This window comes from Balneolales bacterium ANBcel1, from assembly GCA_029688905.1.
GTDB lineage: Bacteria > Bacteroidota > Rhodothermia > Balneolales > Natronogracilivirgulaceae > SLLW01.
This window is the reverse complement of sequence record JARULB010000006.1, coordinates 209,864-231,365: the sequence shown is the minus strand read 5'-3', so window position 1 is coordinate 231,365 and position 21,502 is coordinate 209,864. Positions and strand designations below refer to the sequence as shown.

General features: G+C 55.3%; 17 protein-coding genes. 11 read left to right on the top strand and 6 right to left on the bottom strand.

Annotated elements, in window-relative coordinates; translation table 11 throughout:
* The first annotated feature begins 3 nt into the window (after positions 1 to 3).
* The 3 genes from dapA to QA596_10005 all read left to right on the top strand — a co-directional run bounded on the left by dapA (position 4) and on the right by QA596_10005 (position 3,202).
* Positions 4 to 924, top strand: a complete 921-nt coding sequence (gene dapA, locus QA596_10015) for a 4-hydroxy-tetrahydrodipicolinate synthase (protein MDG5767801.1) — start codon at positions 4 to 6, stop codon at positions 922 to 924.
* A gap of 162 nt (positions 925 to 1,086) precedes the next feature.
* Entirely contained in the window at positions 1,087 to 1,830 is a 744-nt protein-coding gene (locus QA596_10010) for a 2,3,4,5-tetrahydropyridine-2,6-dicarboxylate N-succinyltransferase (GenBank protein MDG5767800.1), read from the top strand.
* Positions 1,831 to 2,005: 175 nt separating this feature from the next.
* On the top strand, positions 2,006 to 3,202 hold the full coding sequence (locus tag QA596_10005; protein MDG5767799.1) for an aminotransferase class I/II-fold pyridoxal phosphate-dependent enzyme: 1,197 nt from the start codon (positions 2,006 to 2,008) through the stop codon (positions 3,200 to 3,202).
* Positions 3,203 to 3,285: 83 nt separating this feature from the next.
* On the opposite strand, the gene QA596_10000 is transcribed toward QA596_10005, so the two are convergent.
* Positions 3,286 to 5,091, bottom strand: a complete 1,806-nt coding sequence (locus QA596_10000) for a hypothetical protein (protein ID MDG5767798.1) — start codon at positions 5,089 to 5,091, stop codon at positions 3,286 to 3,288.
* A gap of 187 nt (positions 5,092 to 5,278) precedes the next feature.
* Between QA596_10000 and QA596_09995 the strand changes: the two genes are divergently transcribed.
* The 8 genes from QA596_09995 (at position 5,279) to QA596_09960 (ending at position 13,160) form a co-directional block, all read left to right on the top strand.
* Entirely contained in the window at positions 5,279 to 6,463 is a 1,185-nt protein-coding gene (locus QA596_09995) for a PQQ-dependent sugar dehydrogenase (GenBank protein ID MDG5767797.1), read from the top strand.
* 20 nt (positions 6,464 to 6,483) lie between these two features.
* On the top strand, positions 6,484 to 7,794 hold the full coding sequence (locus QA596_09990; GenBank protein MDG5767796.1) for a class I SAM-dependent methyltransferase: 1,311 nt from the start codon (positions 6,484 to 6,486) through the stop codon (positions 7,792 to 7,794).
* A gap of 278 nt (positions 7,795 to 8,072) precedes the next feature.
* Entirely contained in the window at positions 8,073 to 8,981 is a 909-nt protein-coding gene (rfbD, locus tag QA596_09985; protein MDG5767795.1) for a dTDP-4-dehydrorhamnose reductase, read from the top strand.
* 43 nt (positions 8,982 to 9,024) lie between these two features.
* Positions 9,025 to 9,573 carry a dTDP-4-dehydrorhamnose 3,5-epimerase gene (gene rfbC / locus QA596_09980; GenBank protein ID MDG5767794.1) on the top strand — a complete coding sequence of 183 codons (549 nt, stop codon included), beginning with the start codon at positions 9,025 to 9,027 and terminating at the stop codon, positions 9,571 to 9,573.
* Between the two features lie 126 nt (positions 9,574 to 9,699).
* A complete protein-coding gene (gene rfbB / locus QA596_09975) occupies positions 9,700 to 10,698 on the top strand; it encodes a dTDP-glucose 4,6-dehydratase (protein MDG5767793.1) in 999 nt (332 codons plus the stop codon).
* 45 nt (positions 10,699 to 10,743) lie between these two features.
* Positions 10,744 to 11,223 (top strand): EVE domain-containing protein, encoded by a 480-nt coding sequence (locus tag QA596_09970; protein MDG5767792.1) that lies wholly within the window; start codon positions 10,744 to 10,746, stop codon positions 11,221 to 11,223.
* Complete coding sequence (locus QA596_09965; GenBank protein ID MDG5767791.1) at positions 11,220 to 12,428, top strand: 2'-deoxycytidine 5'-triphosphate deaminase; 1,209 nt, start codon at positions 11,220 to 11,222, stop codon at positions 12,426 to 12,428. Before QA596_09970 ends, QA596_09965 begins: the two co-directional genes overlap by 4 nt.
* 18 nt (positions 12,429 to 12,446) lie before the next feature.
* On the top strand, positions 12,447 to 13,160 hold the full coding sequence (locus QA596_09960) for an RsmE family RNA methyltransferase (GenBank protein MDG5767790.1): 714 nt from the start codon (positions 12,447 to 12,449) through the stop codon (positions 13,158 to 13,160).
* A 38-nt stretch (positions 13,161 to 13,198) separates the two neighbouring features.
* Here QA596_09960 and QA596_09955 read toward each other — a convergent pair whose 3' ends face one another.
* From QA596_09955 to murA, 5 genes are all read right to left on the bottom strand, one after another.
* Positions 13,199 to 15,079: a S41 family peptidase gene (locus QA596_09955; protein MDG5767789.1), complete on the bottom strand. Its 1,881-nt coding sequence runs from the start codon at positions 15,077 to 15,079 to the stop codon at positions 13,199 to 13,201.
* Positions 15,080 to 15,279: 200 nt separating this feature from the next.
* Complete coding sequence (gene hslU, locus QA596_09950) at positions 15,280 to 16,704, bottom strand: ATP-dependent protease ATPase subunit HslU (protein ID MDG5767788.1); 1,425 nt, start codon at positions 16,702 to 16,704, stop codon at positions 15,280 to 15,282.
* Entirely contained in the window at positions 16,697 to 17,239 is a 543-nt protein-coding gene (gene hslV, locus QA596_09945) for an ATP-dependent protease subunit HslV (GenBank protein ID MDG5767787.1), read from the bottom strand. The genes hslU and hslV overlap by 8 nt, the downstream gene beginning before the upstream one ends.
* Positions 17,240 to 17,253: 14 nt before the next feature.
* Complete coding sequence (locus tag QA596_09940) at positions 17,254 to 19,692, bottom strand: Rne/Rng family ribonuclease (protein MDG5767786.1); 2,439 nt, start codon at positions 19,690 to 19,692, stop codon at positions 17,254 to 17,256.
* A 507-nt stretch (positions 19,693 to 20,199) separates the two neighbouring features.
* Positions 20,200 to 21,468, bottom strand: a complete 1,269-nt coding sequence (murA, locus tag QA596_09935; GenBank protein ID MDG5767785.1) for a UDP-N-acetylglucosamine 1-carboxyvinyltransferase — start codon at positions 21,466 to 21,468, stop codon at positions 20,200 to 20,202.
* Positions 21,469 to 21,502: the final 34 nt, after the last annotated feature.

The following is a 21,502-nucleotide window of genomic DNA, read 5'->3' as shown; positions in this document are numbered from 1 at the left end:
TCAATGAAGCACGTGAATAACCGTTTGAACAACCCGCTCTGGACCGCCCTGATTACACCTCTTACCGATTCGGGGCGCCCTGACCTTGAAGGCCTTCAAAGACTCCTGCGTGAACAGGAAGAGGCCGGAAACGGCGTTCTGATCCTCGGCAGTACCGGAGAATCCCTGAACCTGGATGAGGAAGAGCGTAAACTCATTGTTCGATATACCGTATCGCTGAAACTGGACATACCGATCATGGTCGGAGTGGGCGGACATCATCTGCCCGGCGTGGCCTCGTGGCTCTATTTTCTGGAATCACAAAAGGTGGATGCCTATCTGATGGTAACCCCGATATACTCAAAACCGGGTCCGGAGGGGCAGTATCACTGGTTTAAAACACTGCTGGATCTGGTTACACGGCCGGTGATGCTCTACAATATTCCAAAACGCACCGGTATCGCGCTGCATCTGGACGCGGTGTCCCGGCTTCATACGCACAAGAATTTCTGGGCGATCAAGGAGGCCAGCGGGTCGGTGGATGATTTTCGCGAATACAAAGCGGTTTGCGGTGATGTGCAGCTTTACAGCGGTGATGACCTCATGCTTCCTGATTTTGCCCCGCATGGCGCCTGCGGTGTGGTATCGGTGGCGGGAAATGTCTGGCCCGCAGCTACAAGGCTCTATTCCGAAATGGCCCTTGCAGGCGAATTGTCGGAAGAAGACCGAACGTTCTGGAAACGTACCAGCAATGAGCTGTTCGTAGCTCCCAACCCGGTTCCTGCCAAGGCCGTTATGCACAGGGAAGGGCGTATCCGAACCCCCAATGTGAAGCTTCCGCTGCATGCCGATGACATGAACTCCCTGGACAGGCTCATCAGACTCTCCGAAGAGGTTCGTGAGTGGCATGGAAAAAGAAGTCATGCCGGTCTTTCGGTAAGCTGATCGACAATCGCTTCAATTGCCGGCAATCAACAAATTGTAAATCCCCGGTTCCAGCCGGAAGCGGCTGTCACAGCTCCTGTGTGATCCGGGCGTATATCGGACTTGCGGAGCCACACACCGGGATGGTGAACTGAAATCTAAATCTTAAAGAAAACAACGTGTATGAGTGACTGGAAAACGACTCTTCAGGAACTGGAAAAAGGAACGGTTCGCAGCGCGAACAAGGAAAACGGCACCTGGAAGGCAAACACCGAAGTAAAGCAGGCAATTCTTTCGGCGTTCAAGGCCGGAGAGATGGTGGAACATGAAGCGTTTGTCGACAAGCACAATCTGCTTCCGCAGAAATTCACCCTGGACAGAAATGTAAGGGTGGTTCCCGGCGGTACCTCGGTGCGCACCGGTTCGTACGTTGCCTCCGGGGTCATCATCATGCCGCCATCCTACGTGAATATCGGAGCGTATGTGGATGAAGGAACTATGATCGACTCCCATGTGCTGGTCGGATCCTGTGCGCAGATCGGCAAGAAGGTGCATTTGTCGGCGGGCGTACAGATTGGCGGAGTTCTGGAGCCGGTGAATCAGTCGCCGGTAATTGTGGAGGACGGTGCATTTGTCGGTGCCGGCGCGGTTCTGGTTGAAGGGGTTCAGGTTTTGAAAGGAGCGGTTATCGCTCCGGGGGTGGTCCTGTCACAGGGTGTTCCGGTGTACGATTGTGTCAATGAAAGAGTTCTGGAGCGAGGGGAGCCCATTCCCGAGCGGGCCGTGGTGGTTTCGGGTACCCGGCCGGTTTCAGAACGTCTGTCATGGGCCCGGGAGTCCGGATTTCAAATGAGCTGCGCCCTGATTATCAAGTACAGGGATGAGAAGAGCGACGCGTCGCTGGCTCTGGAAGACTCGCTTCGGTAAACCGTCGATAAGTTGCAGGTGGGCGGCATATTGCCGGGACGAACAGGATAACGGCACGCGCCGACCGAAACCGGTTTATTCAATATGGATAGGTACCGGTTTTCCCGTCCACATAGAACCAGCTTATTTGTATATTGCGCAATTGACTACCAGAGAAACATACAGCTAATTCCGAATGATGACGGATAAAAAACCCGTAATTAAACCGGCCGACCGGATGCGTCAGTTGCCGGAATATGTCTTCGGCCGCCTGAATGCCGAGAAACAGAAACGGCGATCCGAGGGGGTTGATATTATCGACTTCGGCATGGGGAACCCCGATATGCCCGCATCGCGCGACGCGGTGGAAAAAATCAGGGAGGTCCTTGAGGATGACAAGTCGCACCGCTATTCCCGCGCTACCGGCATCCCTCATCTGCTTAGAGCGGTGGCTACCCACTACAAAAGTTGGTACAATGTCGATCTGGACGCCGAAACCGAAATCATCTCCACCATCGGCAGCAAGGAGGGATTATCGCACCTGTCGCTGGCGCTGCTGGGTGCCGGTGATACCTGTGTGGTACCGGAGCCCTATTTCCCGGTGCATATGTGGAGCGCGGTGATCGCCGGGGCCAGGGTTATCAATATTCCGGTGACCAATGACGCCGATGAGCTTATCCGGTCTCTGGAAAAGCTGGATGAGCGTCCCAAGGTTCTCTATCTGAACTATCCCCACAACCCTACGGGAATCACGGTTGAATTGCCCTTTTTCGAGAAGATGGTCGCCTGGTGCCGGGCTGAGTCGGTTATCCTGATCCATGATTTTGCCTACAAGGACATCACATTCGGTGATTACAAGGCGCCCAGCGTCATGCAGGTTCCCGGCGCACGCGATATTGCCGTGGAGTTCTTTACCATGAGCAAGTCCTATAACATGGCCGGGTGGCGTGTGGGTTTTTGCCTCGGCAATGCCGAAATCATCGCAATGCTATCGCGTATAAAGGCTTTTTTCGATTATGGCATGTTTACTCCAATCCAGGTGGCGGCTATCGTGTCTCTGAAAAAAGACCAGTCGGAGGTGCGGGAACTGGCCCACAAGTACGAGCTTCGGCGCGACGCCATGATCGAAGGTCTTGCCAGGGCGGGATGGGATGTTCCGCTTCAGCGGGGCGCCATGTTTGTCTGGGCCCAGATACCGGAAGCCTTCCGGAAAATGGGCTCCTACCGTTTTGCAGAGTGGCTGCTCGATGAAGCCGAAGTGCTGGTAACGCCCGGAACCGGATTCGGTGAAGCGGGCGAAGGGTACGTTCGAATGAGTCTGGTGGAGAACATCCACCGGATCCGGCAGGCCACCCGCCAGATCCACCGTGCCCTTCGCGATTACAAGGGCTGATACCCCCGGTCAACGGTCTGGCTGTCTGTCAATCACTTAACTAAAAGCAGTGTAGCCTGTGCAGCCCGGATCCGCAGGTTGTCTCAGGCAAAAACCGGCTCCGCTTCAAACAGTTGATGCAGGCGTTTTTCCTCCCGGTCGGCGGCCTCCATCAGCGACATCAGATTTTCATCCCCGTACCGTTCGCCAGAAGCCAGTTCACGGCAGTACACCATGCTGTCCACCAGGTTGTCACGGAGGGTTTTGATCTTTTTGACGGCCTTTGCATCCGAGAAATCGAGCTGCCGAAGCTGTTCACCGACATAGTCGACGTACATCGACATCTCCTTGGCGAACATGTGGGGCCGCTCTTCGGGAACAAGTGATTTGCCCCGCCCGTAGATGTGGTCGATCATCTCGCGCAGCGAGTAGAACCGGTTGAACCACGCCAGATTGGGACCCGGGCACACCGCCTGCGGACCGCGGTGCTCCTTCAATATGCCCAGCGAGATCAGGGCTCCGTTGCCCAGGTGATCACACAGGCAGGTCTTTTCCAGTACGGCGTTGCGCTTGCTCTCTTTCTCGCCATCATCCAGCTCGGACCGGTTGATCTCATCAATTTTAAGCAGCTGATACTGACTCGAAGCCGTGCAGATCGGGTTCTCGGTGAACTCGGTGTTGAACTGCAGGAATCCTTTCGGGCACGGTGAGCCGGGTTTGTCGGTTTGCGCCCTGTTTTTGGTCCAGGTTTCCGATCCGGTATTGCGCACATTGTTGAACGGAATGCCCAGCGGCGATACCCCGCTCAGGTACAAATCCTCTTCTCCGGCATCGCGCAGCAGCTCACGTGTGGGGCCGTCCACCGGAGTCGCTTCCGGTACCAGCAGAAACGGAGTGGCCCAGCCGGTTTTGTCCATGCCGTATTGCTCCATCAGGCGGCGCGTCTCGCCATGGGTGCCGATGCCTCCCTGAACCGTTACCAGCGGCTCTTCGGCGGCGGCTGACTCGGGATACTCCCAGCCCATATTATCATAAAACGACCGGATCATCGGCTGGAAGGTCTTGTTCAGCTGGTCTTTCTTGTCCCGGAATTCACGCAGTATGACCGGAAGCAGCTGGCCTTCGGATGCAAACGCGTGTCCGCCGCAATTCAGACCCGACTCAATCCGGAACTCCGAGATCTCCAATCCTTTCTTGGCCAGAAACTTGCCCTGTATAAGCGCTGAGCGGAAGTCGCTGACCTTCAGCACAATGCGTTTCTTCAAGTCGCCGGTGGCGTCGCGATAGAAATCCCGGAACTCGGACATGTAGTTGTACAGACGGGGATTGAAACCGGCCGACAGGATAACGGACGCACGCAGATTGCTGCGCGCGAAACCTCGAAATGCCGCATTGGCATCACTGAATTCATTGCTGAGCGGCTTGCCCTCGTCGTTGTTGAGGAGCCGATCCACCTTGGCCATAATGTTTACATCGATGGAACCGGGTTTCATCCTTTGCGTGAGCTTTTTCTCAAGCTCCTCGCGTTCAAACGACGGGGCCATGTCCATCAATTGCTGCCATCCGTTTTTCAGGGTGGATGTGTCCGGAAGCATTTCGAAGAAACGGGCCTTGTCGTTATCCGAAAAGAAGGGCTGACTGCAGATGTCATCAAACTTCTTGCGAACCACCTCTTCTACTGTGTTCAGATAGGCGGTGATACGTCGTGCGCGCCCGTCTTCGGCGTTGCGGGGGATGCTTTCAAAAGGGAGGTCAAATTCTCCGGCATAGTATTTCCGGATGCGCTCAACCAGAAGGTCGTCAACAACGGAGATAACCGAATCAATTCCAAAAGGGGCTACGCGTATGGGAGTGTCGATTGAGTGCCCGGTTCCCATGACCGGTATGTGGAACGTGTGCAAAAGTGTCATATAAAAACAGGTCTTGCCAATTCAAACAACAATAATTAACGATCGAAATGATACTGCCTTGTTTATTGTTGCAAATTCAATATAAATATGCTTTAAAATAATAGTTATTTCCATCAGTTACGAATAATAATTGTATTGGGCAAACGCGGGATTGCACCGTGTGGCCCGTCACTAAAAGCAGTTTCTTATGAAAAAGCTACTTCCATTGCTCATCCTTTCAGCGTTAACAATGCAGGCATGTGCGTCTGACTCGGGAATAGAAGACGAGGATCCGCTGGTAGGCGATACGTTTTATTTCCCGATGCCGGATGAGACTCCGGACGTTGTCGAGTCCCGCGATCAGCGCTTTCATGTTCAGACCGTCGCCGAAGGGTTTTCGGTTCCCTGGGCGATGGCATTCCTGCCCGACGGAGAAGTGCTCGTAACCGAGCGGTCGGGTGAAATTTATGTCATTGAGAATGGGGAACGCCGTTCCGAACCGATCGAAGGAACCCCCGAGGTGTATGCCAGCGGACAGGGCGGCATGCTCGACATCCTTCTGCATCCCGATTATGACGAGAACGGCTGGATTTATGTCACCTATTCCCGGACGCTGCCGCAAGGCGGAGCCAATACCGCTCTGGCACGATTCCGGCTTGAGGATAACCGGGCCATTGATTTCCAGGAGTTGTTCACCGGCACCCCTGGCTATCATACCGGGCAACATTTCGGCAGCCGGATCGCTTTTGACGACGACGGATATGTCTATTTCTCCATTGGTGACCGGGGCGTGATGGAGTCCTCGCAGGAGCTGGATTCGCACACCGCTGTGGTCATCCGGCTGCACGACGACGGCTCGGTCCCGTCCGATAACCCGTTTGTTGATGAGCCCGGGGCGCTTCCGGAGATCTACGCGTACGGCCTGCGAAATATCCAGGGGATGGCGATCCATCCGGAAACCCGCGAAATCTGGTCACACAAACACGGTCCGCGTGGCGGCGATGAAATCAACATCATCGGGGCCGGACTCAATTACGGCTGGCCAGAAATCACGCACGGAACCAATTACGACGGATCTATCATCACACCGGATACCGCCAGAGATGGTATGGAGCAGCCGCTTCTGCACTGGACGCCCTCCATCGCCCCGTCCGGAATGGCATTTGTAACCGGCAACCGGTATCCCGGATGGCAGGGCGACATCATGGTCGGCACCCTGGCTCCCAGGTATCTCCACCGGGTGGTGCTTGACGGAGAAGAGGTGATTGAACAGGAAGAACTGCTGGATGGAATTGGAAGGGTTCGTGATGTACGTCTCGCCCCGGATGGTTATCTTTATATCGCCGTGGAGCACCCGGGTGTTATTCACCGGCTGCTGCCCGCGAATAACTGACAACAACCCAACCGTACCCCATGCCTGATTCTCCGGCATCCGAAACGCATCCGCTGATTGCTTGCAGGAACTGGCTTGAAGTGCTGGAGGAGCATCAGGATGCGGATCCGGCGGACTTTGCGCTGCGTTTTCGTGACAATGGAGACTTCCCCGCCCGGGAGATCGCCGACCAGCTGCATTGCTACCCCAGGGCAGAATCAAAACTCGGAGCGTTTCACCGACCGGGAATGATCTACACCCGCGAGGCGCTTGAACAGTCATCCGGGTTCGCCGCTGCCGTTTTCAGGGCCTCGGAGTGGCCCGCCGCCGTGGTGACCGATCTTACCGGCGGACTCGGAATCGATTCCGCAGCATGGGCATCGGCGGGTGCCCGCGTATTTTACTGTGAGCGCAATACCGTGCTGGCCGGCCTGGCGCGGCATAATCACCGCTTGCAGGAACTGACAGACCGCATCAAATATTTCAGTGGGGATGCGATCAGGTGGCTTGAAACCCATGCACACACATTTGCCGGCCAGGGTTCGGAACACGGTTCGGCCCCATCCACAGCAGCCATCGGAAAAACCACCGGCACTCCGGAAGTTCCTCGAACAGGCTCGCTGATCTACGTCGATCCGTCCCGCCGATTTTCCGGCCGACGTGTGTATGCTCTGCAGGAGAGCGATCCACCGGTGCTGGATCACCTGGATCTGCTTCGCTCTTCAGCTGACCGCTACCTGATTAAGCTGTCACCGATGGTGGATCCGGCCGAAACAGCACGGTTGCTCCCTGATGCGGAGCGCCTGATGGCCATTTCGGTCGATGGTGAGGTCAAGGAGCTGCTGGCTGACTGCAACCCGGCGCGGCCCGCCCGTTCCGCTGTTATATTTGAGTCGGTATTGCTTCACAGAGATGGTACCGTGCGGTTTCGCCTGGCCGGGGAGCAAACCGGCACGCCCGCCCCCGAGGTCGATGCTGTCGGCACATATCTTTTTGAAGCGGATCCGGCATTATTTAAAATGCGCCTGATTGATGCGCTCTCCGGACGGTTTGGCCTGCGTCGAGTACATCCGGAGATCGGTTATCTAACCGGCAACAGGACAATCGAAGATTTTCCCGGACGCACGTACAGGGTCGATGCAATACTTCCGTACAAGCCGAAGCAAGTCAATAAATGGTTGTCCGGTATGGGCATGCGCTGCGTACATATTCACCGGCGCGGTTTTCCCCTGACCGTCGATCAGCTCTACAAAAAACTTCAGTGCCGCATGGGCGATGACGCCCATCTTATTGCTACCAGAGATTATACGGGATCATTGGTGATACTTGTTGCCAGGGCTGTGCCGCAATAAGAGGGTGTTTCCTTGCAGCTGTTGCTCCCGGAAGCAGAAAGCCATCCTTTAGCAATTGGCGGGAATGTCCTATTATGCTGAAACAGCCGTAATCGATCAGCAGAATGCATTCCCTGAAGCAGCCGGTTTTGCTGAAACAGACGGAAACGCTGAAGCGAACGATCTCGCTGAAGAGGACAGAGTCGCCGGCACGATCCGCCGGCAAACAGAGCCTTTGTTTTACATCCGCTAACCGCAAAAACTAACCTAAATCAAACCCGAATCAGGATATGGACCCGATGACACCTGAAAATCAGCGCTGGCTGCTCCTTGGCGCGGGTGGTCAGCTTGGCGCGGAATGGGCCCGGTATCTCAAAACCCACGGCTATGCGTACAAAGCATGTACCCGCAAGGAGGTGGACATCACCCGTCCCGATGAGGTGCGCGGTGTGATCGCGAAATTTCGTCCGGATATTGTAATCAATGCGGCGGCATACACGGCGGTCGACCAGGCCGAAGAGGACGCGGTTACCGCCGGCAAGGTCAATTCGGTGGCTGCCGGCAATCTGGCCCGGCTATGCGCGGACCACGGCACACTGCTGGTCCATTACTCCACGGATTATGTTTTTGCCGGGAAGCTGGAAGACCGCGCCGCCTACCCTGAAGGGTATCCGGAAGCCGCCGAGCCACATCCCGTGAACAGGTACGGTGAAACCAAGTGGATGGGGGAAAAGGCGATTCAGCAAGAAAGGTGCCCGCATCTCATCGTTCGGGTTTCCTGGCTGTGCGGCCATTACGGCAATAATTTCATCCATACCATGCTGAGACTGGCTCGCGAAAAAAAACAGATAAACGTAGTCAACGACCAGCACGGGTGTCCCACCTTTACCCGGCCCGCCGTCCTCAATACCATGGCTCTGATCGAAGCGGAACAGCGGGGAACCTGGCACATTTCATCTGCGGGAGAGACAACATGGTACGATTTCGCCAAAGCCGTCTTCGAAAAGCACAGAAGCCGGGGAAACGGTACCGACCGGAACCATGGCCCGGTTTCGGTGATCCCCATTCCGACCTCGGAGTACCCGACCAAAGCCGCCAGGCCGGAATGGTCACGATTGTGCATCAAAAGATTGGCGGAAGTAAAAGGATCACGTATTTTGCCCTGGCAGGAAGAGCTGGCGGAATTCATGCGGGACCTGCCGGACTGAAATCCGGTTTCGAAATAATTAACGAATTAACAGAATAGCAGCAATGGAGTTTGTTCCCACAGAACTGGAAGAAGTGGTGCTGGTCAGGCCCAAAATTTTCAAGGATCGCCGCGGTTTTTTTGCAGAGACATATCGACAGGAATTGTTTGAGCAAGCGGGAATTGACAAGCGTTTTATACAGGACAACATATCGCGGTCGGTGCAGGGTACCTTGCGCGGGCTCCATTACCAGGCAGAGCGGCCCCAGGCCAAACTGGTGATGGTCACCTCCGGCGAAATCCTGGATGTAGCGGTGGATGTGCGCCGGAATTCCCCGACATTCGGGAGGCACGTAAGCTGCCGTCTCTCCGAAGCCAACAAGGAGATGCTCTACATCCCCGAGGGTTTCGCACACGGTTTTTTTGTACTCTCCGCGGAAGCGACTTTCCTCTACAAATGCAGCGATTACTATCACCCTGAAGGGGAACGGGGCATTCGCTGGAACGATCCGGAAATCGGAATCGAATGGCCCTCTTCGACGCCCATTTTATCTGCAAAAGATCAAAAACTTCCGTTTCTTTCTGAACTCAAGTCCGATGATTTCGGGGGGTGATGTCACCGGTCGGCAGGATGTGCACTAAACGGCTCCCGGCAACAGATAGCCCATTTGTGCTTCCGGCGTGTTCTTTCCGAGATTATCCCCGGATGTACGGCCCCTTACCCTGAAAAATCCGTTACTATGAAACTAATTGTGACCGGCGGTGCCGGCTTTATCGGCTCAAACCTGATTTTGTTCCTGCTCTCGCAGCAGAATGATTTTGAAATCCTGAACCTGGACAAGCTGACGTACGCATCCGATCCGGAGTACCTCAAACCGGTGGAGGGCAATCCGGCCTACCGGTTTGTCCAGGCCGACCTGGTCGATCGCAGCACCGTCAGCAAAGTTGTCCGGGAATTTCGTCCCGACGCGGTGATGCATCTGGCGGCCGAATCCCATGTGGACAACTCCATCAAGGGACCCGAACCGTTTGTGATGTCCAATGTGGTCGGTACCTTCAACCTGCTGGAGGAGTGCCGGCAGTTCTGGCTCAAGGATCCCGACACCTTCGCCACCAAACGGTTCCTGCATGTATCCACCGACGAAGTGTACGGATCGCTGGGCCGGGATGGGGTATTCACCGAAAAAACACCCTACGCGCCGAACTCTCCCTACTCGGCCACCAAAGCGGGAAGCGACTTCCTGGTGCGGTCGTATCACAAAACCTTCGGCATGAATGTCGTTACCACCAACTGCTCAAACAATTTCGGTCCGCATCAGCACGACGAAAAGCTGATTCCCACCGTTATCCGGAAAGCGCTGGCGCACGAGCCGATTCCGGTCTACGGCAAAGGGGAAAATGTGCGTGACTGGCTCTATGTGGATGATCATTGCAGCGCCATCCTGGATGTGTTTGAGCGCGGAAGGACCGGGGAGACCTACATCATCGGCGGGCATAACGAGTGGAAGAACATCGACCTGGTGCGGCTCCTCTGCAACCTTCTGAATGAGGAGAAAGGCGAAGGCCCCGATGGCGATTACAACAACCTCATCAGCTTTGTAACCGACCGGGCGGGACACGATCTGCGCTACGCCATCGATCCGTCCAAAATATCCGGGGAACTTGGCTGGAAGCCCAAAATGAATTTTGAAGACCAGCTTCGGCAAACCGTTGCCTGGTACATCAACCGCTATTCTTGAGCCAGGCGGCACGAACGTAACACACAGATTAAAACGAAGGAGACCATGGCGAGAAATTATTGGCTGATGAAGTCGGAACCCTACGAATTCAGCATCGACGACCTGATCAGCCGGGAAAACGGCACCACCTATTGGGAGGGAATCCGTAACTACCAGGCAAGGAACTTCATGCGGGATGAGATGAAAGTGGGTGACGGAGTACTGTTCTACCATTCGAGAGCGAAACCGCTGGCGGTTGTCGGTACGATGAATGTTGCCGGCGAACCTTATCCCGATCCATCCCAGTTTGACCCCGGCTCCAAATACTTCGACCCGAAAAGCTCGAAAGACAACCCCCGGTGGATTCTGGTGGATGTGCAGTTCACGGCGAAATTCGATCCGCCGGTAACCCGCGAGCAGATCAAGGAGACACCGGGCCTGGAGGATATGATGGTCATTCGCAAGGGAAGCAGACTTTCCATTCAGCCGGTGACCGAGCAGGAGTGGAAGATCATCCATGAACTGGCCGGGGTGGATCCGAAATGAGCAAAACAGCCGCCGATAAACCGGGTAACATGTCCGGCTCACTCTCCATCCGCACCCGCGGCATCCTGCCCATTCAGCATCTGAGGAAATTGTGCGACCTGGGGATCATACGGTCACACCCGGACTATCCCATCCGGAAGGATCAGTTTCAGCCCAACTCCCTGGATTTGCGGTTGGGCACCACCGCCTACCGTGTCAGATGCAGCTTTCTGCCGGAAAACGAGACGGTGCAAAGCAAAATGGAACGCCTCACCCAGCATACCCTGGACATCCGGGACGGGGCGGTGCTGGAACAGAATTGCGCCTATCTGATTCCGCTGCTGGAAACTCTTGAGCTTCCGCCGCCCGGCCTGTTCGACGGCGGATCGATGGGCACGCTCTCCACCGAAGTGCCGCTTACCGCCAAGGCCAATCCCAAAAGCAGCACCGGACGGCTCGACATCTTCACCCGGCTGATCACCGACTATTCGCATCGCTTTGAGGAAATCATGGGCGGATACCGGGGCGAGCTCTACCTGGAAGTTGTTCCGAAATCATTCCCGGTGCGGGTTAAAACCGGTCAGCGGCTCAATCAGCTGCGGATTCGACATGGCCAGGCAATGCTAAGCGACCAGGATATTCTGCACACCCATATCAAGGACCCGATCCTGTTTAACGAAGAGGGTATAGCGCTGCCGGTGGATGACCTGAATGTCCGCGACGGACTTTTCATGAGGGTCAGCCTCCAGGGAAAGGAGGGAGATATCGTCGGGTACAAGGCCAAAAAGCACCGCGACCTTATCGATCTTGATAGAACCGGCTGTTACGGCGTCCGGGAATTTTGGGACCCCATTTATGCCCGCAAGGACGATTACATGATCCTGGAACCGGAGGCGTTCTACATTTTTGCCTCCAGGGAGCGTTGCCGTATCCCGCGCCATCTCGCCGCGGAAATGGTTCCCTACGATACCGGTTCCGGCGAACTGCGTACCCACTACGCCGGCTTTTTCGACAGCGGGTTCGGGGGGGATGTCGACCAGGGCGGAGCCAAGGCGGTACTGGAAGTGCGCTCTCACGACGTTCCGTTCCTCGTTGAGGACGGCCAGACGTTTTTTCGGATGGTGTTTGAGCCGAATACCGTACTGCCGGATGATCTCTACGGACAGGATCTGAAAAGCAATTATCAGGGCCAGTCACTGAAGCTTGGGAAGCATTTCCGGGAATGACACCGGGAGATTTTACCTATGGATTCACATTTTCTGTTTTATGTGCCCCCGGAGCAGAGTCGGTCTGACCACATCGTGTTTCCGGAGGAGGAGGCGCATCACATGGTCCGGGTGCTCAGAAAACGGGCCGGGGATCTCGTGCAGGTAACCGATGGCACGGGAAACCTGCTGGAGGTAAGGCTGACACATGCCGACAGGAAGTCCGTGACCGGAGAGGTGATTTCGCGGGTGGCGATACCGCCCGGACCGGACCGGATTCTTGCCATGGGAGTCATCAAACAGCGCGACCGGCTGGAGTTTGCTATCGAAAAAGCGGTGGAACTCGGGGCATCGCGTATCGTACTGGTTCACTCCGACCATGCCGAAAAAACAGGAATTCGTCCGTCACGGGTTGCCGCAACCATCCTTTCGGCCATGAAACAGAGTCGCCGCTGCCACCTTCCGGCGTGGGAGGAGCGTGATGATTTCAAATCGGTACTTTTGGATTACGGCCCCGGCCGGCAGGTGCTAATGGCTCATCTGTCAAGCGAGGAGTCCGGGCTGCAGGATCCATCCGCAGGAAGGAGTAATGATGCTCCGTCGTTGCTGCTGGTGGGTCCCGAGGGTGGTTTCTCCGAAGAGGAGATAGCTGACGCGGTTACCGCCGGGGCGGGAGAAGTGAGCCTTGGCAGTGCCCGTCTGCGCGCGGAGACGGCGGTCTGTGCTCTGCTGGCGTTGCTGGAATGCCGGTGAGGGGAACAGAGCCCCTAAAAACGGATGGATTCGGCCGGCTACCAGCGCTCCTCGATGCTTTCACGCATAACCCTGAGTTCCTGAACTTCTGGCCAGAGTGTCAGGGCGATGCGCACCATATCATCCACCTCGTCATTGATCACGGGATAGAAATACTCATTTCCCCAGACCTGGCGGGAAAGATCCGCTTTCATGAAACCCAGGGGTATGGTAAGCTGCTCCTTCAGCAGTTCCTGGTTCAGGTAGAGCTTGTCATCCTCCATGCGGGCGGCCGTGACGGTATCCGCAACCACCAGTCCCTTGCTTTCAAGCCGGCTGACGAACTCGTTCCGGTTGCTCTCCGACCAGCTGAAATCACTTCGGTAATCGTCAAAGCGCTCCAGCCATTCGTCCCGGAAAGACTCGCCTTTACGGTCGATGTATTCGCGGACGAAAGTCGAACCGACGTTGTTCCGCCGCATCAGCACAAACAGCTCGTTGGTGGGCTCGAGATCGACGATATGGTCCGGCACCACTCCGCCGCCGCCAAACACTTCACGGCCGGCCGAGGTTGTGTACCGCAGCGAATCGGGGACATTCTGGATGAATTTGCTGACATCTCCACTGGCGTCCTGACGGTCCCGCGCATAGATTTCATAGGCATACTGCTCGCGGCCATCCTTGTAGGGTTTCTGAATTTCCCGTCCGCTCGGCGTGAGATATCGCGAGATGGTAATACGGATGTTACTTTTGTCGGGGAGTTCGTACTGCTGTTGAACCAGTCCTTTGCCGAAGGTTCGTCGCCCTACGACCAGCCCGCGGTCGTGGTCCTGAATAGCGCCGCTGACGATTTCACTTCCGGATGCCGACCCTTCATCCACCAGTACGATGAGCGGAATATCGCGGTATGGGCCGTTGTAGCGGGCCCGGTACTCCGAAGTGAAGCGCGAGTGGCGACTTTGTGTTGCCACAAGACGGGTGCCTCTGGGGAAAAAGTCGTTGGTCATTCTCACGGCCTGCTCCAGATAGCCGCCGGGGTTTCCTCTGAGGTCGAGGATCAGCCGCTCCATATTCTCCCGCCGGAGGTCGGTCATCGCCTCGGTGAATTCCTGGTGCGTGGTTGCGGCGAAGCGGTTAACGCGTATATAGCCGGTTTTTTCATCCAGCATGTAGGAGCTGTCAAGCGTGTAGAGCGGTATCTCATCCCTGGTGATTTCAAAATCCAGCATCCGATCGATGCCGGGCCGCAGGATACCGACATTCACCTGGGTTCCCTTGGGACCTCTGAGGCTGCTCACCACATCCTGCTCACTGAACCCTACGGAGCTTTCGCCGTCGATGGTGACGATCCGATCGCCTGACCGGATTCCGAGCTGGTCGCTTGGTCCGTTGGAAATTGCGGAAATCACCGTAATCGTATCGTCAATGACCTGAAACTGTATACCGACGCCTTCAAATCTGGCGGAGAACTCATCCTGAATACGCTCGCTGGTTTCCGGCTCGATATAGACCGAATGCGGATCGAGGGGCCGGAACATCGCGTTAATGGCGTCTTCGGTGCGGGCTACCATGTCTTCCTCCTCCGAAGAGTTGTTCTTGAGGAACAGGTAGGCGCGTTCAAAACGGGAAACCGATTCACGCAGGGAGCCGATAGAGAAATCAGGGTCGGCGAATGTGGTGTCGAGCGGCGTGCCTGAAATATCCAGGGTGGTGTCCGCGATATTCCCGACAAAACCCTTCAGACTGTTGACATGCAAATCCAGGATGCTGATTTCATCCACATGATTCTCATATATTTTACTCTGGACTTCGGTGTACTTCCGGAGATTGATTTCGTGGGAATTGTTACTGGTCGTGACCCGGTCCAGACCGCTGATGTAAAGAAAGGAGAGTACCAGGATGGAAACCAGCGGCGGAGTTACAAATCGTTTCAGACTCATTATGCGAGAAGGGTTGGATTTCGTATTCAGATAATTACATTCATTTTAACGCTTCCCTGATAACATTGTTATCCCGAATTATCATTCATTCCAATGGACGATGGGGATGTAATGATAAGGGAGCGTTCCATGCACGACTTTATGACTATACCTCGTCGGTTCGAAAAAGTTTCATCATGGAATGTAATGAAACCGGTGCTTTATAAAATGTAATGGCTGAGGTCTTTGTCTCTGGTGAGCCGCTCAAGCTGCTTGTCCACGTATGATTTGTCGATGGTGATCTTCCCGCTGCTGATGTCGTCGGGAATGGAGAACTGCAACTCTTCCAGCACCGTCGAGAGGATGGTGTGAAGCCGCCGGGCGCCTATGTTTTCGACCGATGCGTTGACCTGGGCGGCGACCCGGGCGATTTCACGGATGGCTTCGTCGGTGAACTCCAGATCCACTTTCTCACTTTTCAGCATTGCGACATACTGCTTGGTGAGTGCGTTTTTTGGACGGGTGAGGATGTTGTAAAAATCCTCCTCGGTGAGTGAGTCCATCTCCACGCGGATGGGGAATCGGCCCTGAAGTTCGGGGATCAGGTCAGACGGCTTTGCCGTATGAAACGCGCCGGATGCGATGAACAGGATGTGGTCGGTCTTTACCATGCCGTGTTTGGTGGAGACATTGGACCCTTCCACAATCGGAAGCATGTCGCGCTGCACTCCCTGGCGGCTGACATCCGGGCCGCCTCTGCCGTCGCCGGATGATCCTGCCGCTACCTTGTCAATTTCATCGATAAAGACAATGCCGGAGTTCTGTACCCGGTCGATCGCCTCGCCGGTCGCGGCATCGTGGTCGATCAGCTTCTCGGTCTCTTCATTGAGCAGAATCGGCCTGGCATCGCTGATCTTCATCTGACGTTTCTTGCTGCGGGATTTGGTCAGGTTCCCGAGCATATCCTGCAGGTTAACCCCCATCTCTTCCATGCCGCCGGGCCCGAAGATCTGCATCATGGGGTTTTGCCCGGAGGGCTGTACCTGAATCTCGATCTTGCGGTCTTCCAAATCTCCGTTCCGGAGCTTTTCACGGAACTTCTCCCGTGTGCGCTGGTTGAGCTCCTCATCTCCGGCATGATCGGGGTCGAAGGTACTGTCGGTGGACTGAAAGCCGGTGCGGGATTCTCCGCGCGATTTTTTCATCGGCGGTATGAGCAGATCCAGTATACGCTCCTCAACAAGCTCCGAGGCCTTTTTTACCACCCGCTGCTGCATCTCCGACTTGACCATCGACACGGCGATGTCGGTGAGGTCGCGGATCATGGATTCGACATCACGGCCCACATAGCCGACCTCGGTATACTTGGAGGCTTCCACTTTCACAAACGGCGCTTTGGCCAGTTTGGCCAGCCGGCGGGCGATTTCCGTTTTCCCCACTCCGGTCGGACCGATCAGGATGATGTTGTTCGGGACAATCTCGTCGCGAATTGACTCGTCCGAATTCAGCCTTCGCCAACGGTTTCGCAACGCGATGGCAACCGATTTCTTGGCTTCGCTCTGACCGATGATGTATACGTCCAGCGCTTCAACAATCTGGCGGGGTGTCAGATTTGATTCGTTGTGGAGGAGGGTAAGATTACTCAAGGTCAAGCAGTGTTAAATTATGATTGGTGTAGATACAGATGTCTGCGGCGATATTCAGTGATTCCTCGACCATTTCCCGGGCCGAGAGATGGGCCGCCTTGCTTTTCAGCGCCCGGGCTGCCGCCTGCGCGTAGGAGCCGCCGCTTCCGATAGCCAGAATGTGATCGTCCGGTTCAATAACATCACCCTGGCCCGAAATGAGCAGTCCTCGATCCTTGTTCATTACCGCCAGGAGCGCTTCAAGACGGCGCAGGTAGCGGTCACGTCGCCACTCCTTGGCCAGCTCCACCGCGGCGCGCTCGATCGTGCCGTTATACTGGTTGAGTTTGTCCTCAAACAGTTCGAAAAGGGTGAAGGCATCGGCGGTAGAACCGGCAAATCCGGCAAGCACCTGTTTGTCGTGAAGAAAGCGGACTTTCTGCACATTGGCTTTCATGACCACCTTGTCCAGGGTAGCTTGTCCGTCGCCACCGATGCAGGCCTTGCCTTCGTGGATAATTCCAATGACCGTGGTGGCATCCAGTTGAAATGACATGGTACTCCGGTTGTCTATGATTTTGATTTGTTTCGGGAGTCGTGCTCCGGCTCATTTTGTCCGTTTTCACCGCCTGGACCGGTATCGCTTTGGCTGGTCTCCCTGGCAGTTTCGGTTTTCCGGCTGTCGTTATCTTTGACTTTTGAGCCGCTATCCGCGTTTTCGTTGTTTTGACCGGCTTCGTTTTTATCGTTCTGAGCTCCGGGCGATGTCTCCTTTTCTACATTTAGCCTGTCCGCCTCCCGGGCTTTCTCCTTTTCGATGCGATGCCTGCGGGCAACTTCAATGGCCGAGGGCAGGTGAGAGTTGTCCTCCTGCTCCGGTTCCCGAGAACTTCCGGATTTGGCAGCCGCAGTTTCTCCTTTAACAGCTTCATTTTGTGAATCGATCACCCTGTCCGATTTTTTTTCACCGGGCTGTTCTTTGGATGTGTTGCTGGAGGAACTTTTTCTATCCTGCTGCTCAGAAGGTGCAGGGTTGTTGCGGTCCTTGCCGGATCCTTGCTGAGGTCCGGGGTTCCTTTGTGATTTTCCCCCCTGGTCACCGGAAGGGGATTCGCCGGATTCTTTCGAGGACTTGAAGTATTTGGCCTTGGTGTCGGAACGCCGGGTTTTTGTACTGTCGGGACGCTCTTTGCGACCACCTCCGGAAGGAGTACCACCACCGGATTTGGACTCTCCGTGTTTCTTCTTGTCAGGGGCGCCGCCGCGCTGATTGGCCGTACCTCTTGTGCTTCTTTCGGCCTGTTGACCGCCATCTGCCTTTTTTTGTTCCTTCCTGAAGTAGTCGAGGCCGGGGTCGTCTTCTTTTTTCTGCCTCCCCGCTTCCTCGTCCAGGTTCGCCTCGGTGATGGCCTTGTCCAGAGGCTGATCGTTGAGCACCGTATCTGTGATTTCAATCTCCGAGTTGGGCAGCATGAACTTGAAGTCGTTCATGGAAAGGGTGTCTTCGCTGACGAGGTTCACATTCAGCCGGTAGGAGAAAAACCATTTAATACGCTGACTGACCCAGCCTTTTTGAAGCATCGATTTCACGTACGGATTCAGATGAAGATCCAGCGAATATTGACCCTTGTAGTTGTACTTGAATTTCGTAAGCCATCCTTCGATGTCTGCGAAGATGGTGTTCTGGGAGACAATGCTGCCCGAGCCGCCGCACATGGGGCAGACTTTGGAAACCGATTTGACGACACTGGGCCGGATGCGCTGCCGCGTAATCTGAACCAGTCCGAAGTCGCTCATAGGCAGTACGTTGGTCTTGGCGCGGTCTTTCCGGAACTCACGCTTCAGCTCGTCAAATACCTTCTTTCGGTTGGAGTCCTCCCGCAGGTCGATGAAATCCACAACGATGATACCGCCGATATCGCGCAGGCGCAGCTGTTTGGCAATTTCCCGGGCCGACTCAAGGTTGGTTCTCAACGAGTTTTCCTCCTGCTCCCGCTTGGCGGCGTATCGGCCGGAGTTCACATCAACCACGTACATTGCTTCGGTCTGCTCGAAAATAAGATAGCCGCCGCTGGGCATCTTGACCCTGGGGCTGAACACCGACTCTACGTCTTTGGAGATTTTCATATAGTCGAAAATGTGCTCCGATCCCTTGTACAACTCGATGTTGGGAACCATGTTCGGAGCAACCCGGGAGACGTAGGATTTGATCGACCGGTAGATTTTGGCATCGTCTATGAGGATTCTGCTGTAATCTTTGGCGAACAGGTCACGAACGAGACTCTCGGTCATGTCCATATCCTGATGCAGAAGGGCGGGAGGGCGCGCCTCTTTCAGTTTATCAAGTATATTGTTCCACTTGTCGAGCACATCCTTGAGGTCTTCGTGAAGCGCTTCTTCGCTCTGTTTTTCGGCAAGAGTCCGTACAATAACCCCGAATCCGTCCGGCAGTACGGAGGAGATGCAGCTTCGCAGGCGCCGGCGCTCACGGTGGCTACGGATGCGTTTGGAAACCGCAACGTATTCGCCCATCGGAATGAGTACCAGAAACCGGCCTGCTACCGTGATATTGGTCGATACGCGGGGTCCTTTGGAGCCGATCGGCTCCTTGACTATCTGTACCAGCACTCTCTGCTTTGATTGCAGCAACGCGCCGGCACGGTTCTGTTCGTCGGTCACCGACCCGCTGCCGGAGCCTTTGATATTGCGTACGCGGGCATTTTGCTGGTTCTGATCGGGAACCGCCTCCTTGCCGTTCAGCATCACAAGGTAATCCTCAAGATGCTCGCCGGTGTCGGAGAAGTGAAGAAAGGCGTCTTTCTGAGTACCCATGTTGATGAACGCGGCGCGAATACCGGCCATCACCTTGTGGACTTCCGCAAGGTAAATATTACCAACGGTACGTTGGTTTTCAGGGGACTCTATGAATAATTGGGCTAATTCACCATTTTCAATCAGGGCTACGCGGGTTTGATTTGCTGCCGCGTGAATAATGATTTGGTTTTTCATGTGGATTCCAGTTTGAAAAGCAGACGATGCAGGAATCAAAAACCAAATCTCTGATTGGGAGGGAAATTGGATTTCTGTATGCCGATAATGTCATTGGAAAACTGTTGTTTGACTCGTACATGCGATTCTGCTTTGCGTATAATTCCTGTAAAAAGGGCGATAACAGATGTGTGCTGATTTCTTCTCCGGTTTTTCGTCGCCGATAGCGGCAACCATCGTGCCGGGTCTTGTTCACCGGTCATCCAATCAGAGATCCGAGAGAAGAGGGATCAATGTGTATATCCTGTTTCGCTTATGATAAAAATGCTGGGTATCGGGGGCTGCGGCCGGAATGTTTTCGGTTAGGAGGTCTCATTGTCCCGGCGGCGATGTGTCGGAAAAACACCGATACTTTGGATGACAATATAATGTAAATACCGGAATAATGACACCCTGTCTTTGAGTCTTCATATGCACTTTGACTACGGCCAGACTGTCACTTTCGTCTCGCACCGGGACTCCGGGAGGTTATTCCGATTCACGGCGGATCTGCGCACCGACACCGTTGAGTTTCTTCTCCAGCGCTTCGTAGCCTCGGTCAAGGTGGTAGACGCGAAGCACTTCGGTCTCGCCCTCTGCGGCCATCCCGGCCATCACCAGGCTCACGCTTGCCCTGAGGTCGGTACTCATCACCGACGCCCCCTTGAGGTGTGACTTCCCGTAAATAGTCGCCCGATTGTCGTTGCGCCGCACATCCGCACCCAGGCGGTTCAGCTCCGGAACATAGCTGAAACGGTCGGGGTAAATGTGGTCGGTGATTGTGGACAGGCCCTTCGCCTGGGTCATCATCGTCGCCCATTGGGCCTGCAAATCCGTTGGAAAACCGGGGTATATGGCCGTTTCAACAGACACAGGGGGGATGGTATCGGCGGCACGGACCCGGATGGTGTTCTCCGCAAGGTCGAGTCCGGTATTCAGTCTGGCAAAGGTTTCGGTGAAGGAGCCGAGATCCTCCCGGAGGGTGTGGGTGAGGGTCAGGTCCGACCCCGGCAGCATGGCCGCTGCGATCATGAACGTACCGGTTTCGATGCGGTCGGGGGTGTTGTCCATGCGGCCGCCTTCCAGTCGTTCGACACCTTCCACGGTAATGACGGGCGTGCCCGCGCCTTCGATGCGTGCCCCGAGCCGATTCAGGTTGTCACAGAGGTTCACGACATCCGGCTCCATGGCCGCATTGCGGATCACGGAGGTTTTCCGGGCCCGGACTGCCGCCAAAACCAAATTCACCGTTGCCCCGACGCTGCTGGGCTTCAGCTCAAACGTGCCGCCGGGCAGCCTCCCGTTTGGTGCCCTGGCAATCACATAGCCCTGATCCATTTCAATTTCGGCACCAAGGGCGGTCAACCCTTCCAGGTGGAGATTCACCGGCCTCGGACCCCAGGCACATCCCCCCGGTAATGATACACGGGCATACCCCGCAGCTCCAAGCAGCGCTCCGGCCATGTAAAACGACGCCCGCATCTTGCGAACCTGTTCATAGGGCGCCTCGTACGAAGTCAATGATGTCGGGTCGATGGTCAGCTCCCTTCGATCCTCATCAAAGGACAAGCCGGCACCGGTTACCGAGATCACCTTGTTGAAGGTGAAAATGTCCTTGAGAAGCGGGATGTTGGTGATGGTGACGGGAGCATCGGCCAGCAGTGCGGCGGCCATGAGCGGCAGGGCGGCATTTTTCGAACCGCTGACAGAAATAGTCCCCTTCAGTGGGCTTCCGCCCAGGATTACAAATTTGTCCAATGATACGGGTGATTGTGTAGTTACAGAAAATGGA

What these genes read in the sequence shown, in the direction of transcription:
- QA596_09970 (MDG5767792.1), top strand. Translation starts at nt 10,744, where the DNA reads ATGGCGAGAAATTATTGGCTGATGAAGTCGGAACCCTACGAATTCAGC.
- QA596_09990 (MDG5767796.1), top strand. Translation starts at nt 6,484, where the DNA reads ATGCCTGATTCTCCGGCATCCGAAACGCATCCGCTGATTGCTTGCAGG.
- QA596_09995 (MDG5767797.1), top strand. Translation starts at nt 5,279, where the DNA reads ATGAAAAAGCTACTTCCATTGCTCATCCTTTCAGCGTTAACAATGCAG.
- dapA (MDG5767801.1), top strand. Translation starts at nt 4, where the DNA reads ATGAAGCACGTGAATAACCGTTTGAACAACCCGCTCTGGACCGCCCTG.
- QA596_10010 (MDG5767800.1), top strand. Translation starts at nt 1,087, where the DNA reads ATGAGTGACTGGAAAACGACTCTTCAGGAACTGGAAAAAGGAACGGTT.
- QA596_10000 (MDG5767798.1), bottom strand. Translation starts at nt 5,091, where the DNA reads ATGACACTTTTGCACACGTTCCACATACCGGTCATGGGAACCGGGCAC.
- QA596_09960 (MDG5767790.1), top strand. Translation starts at nt 12,447, where the DNA reads ATGGATTCACATTTTCTGTTTTATGTGCCCCCGGAGCAGAGTCGGTCT.
- QA596_09940 (MDG5767786.1), bottom strand. Translation starts at nt 19,692, where the DNA reads ATGAAAAACCAAATCATTATTCACGCGGCAGCAAATCAAACCCGCGTA.
- rfbC (MDG5767794.1), top strand. Translation starts at nt 9,025, where the DNA reads ATGGAGTTTGTTCCCACAGAACTGGAAGAAGTGGTGCTGGTCAGGCCC.
- QA596_09955 (MDG5767789.1), bottom strand. Translation starts at nt 15,079, where the DNA reads ATGAGTCTGAAACGATTTGTAACTCCGCCGCTGGTTTCCATCCTGGTA.
- QA596_09965 (MDG5767791.1), top strand. Translation starts at nt 11,220, where the DNA reads ATGAGCAAAACAGCCGCCGATAAACCGGGTAACATGTCCGGCTCACTC.
- rfbD (MDG5767795.1), top strand. Translation starts at nt 8,073, where the DNA reads ATGACACCTGAAAATCAGCGCTGGCTGCTCCTTGGCGCGGGTGGTCAG.
- rfbB (MDG5767793.1), top strand. Translation starts at nt 9,700, where the DNA reads ATGAAACTAATTGTGACCGGCGGTGCCGGCTTTATCGGCTCAAACCTG.
- hslV (MDG5767787.1), bottom strand. Translation starts at nt 17,239, where the DNA reads ATGTCATTTCAACTGGATGCCACCACGGTCATTGGAATTATCCACGAA.
- QA596_10005 (MDG5767799.1), top strand. Translation starts at nt 2,006, where the DNA reads ATGATGACGGATAAAAAACCCGTAATTAAACCGGCCGACCGGATGCGT.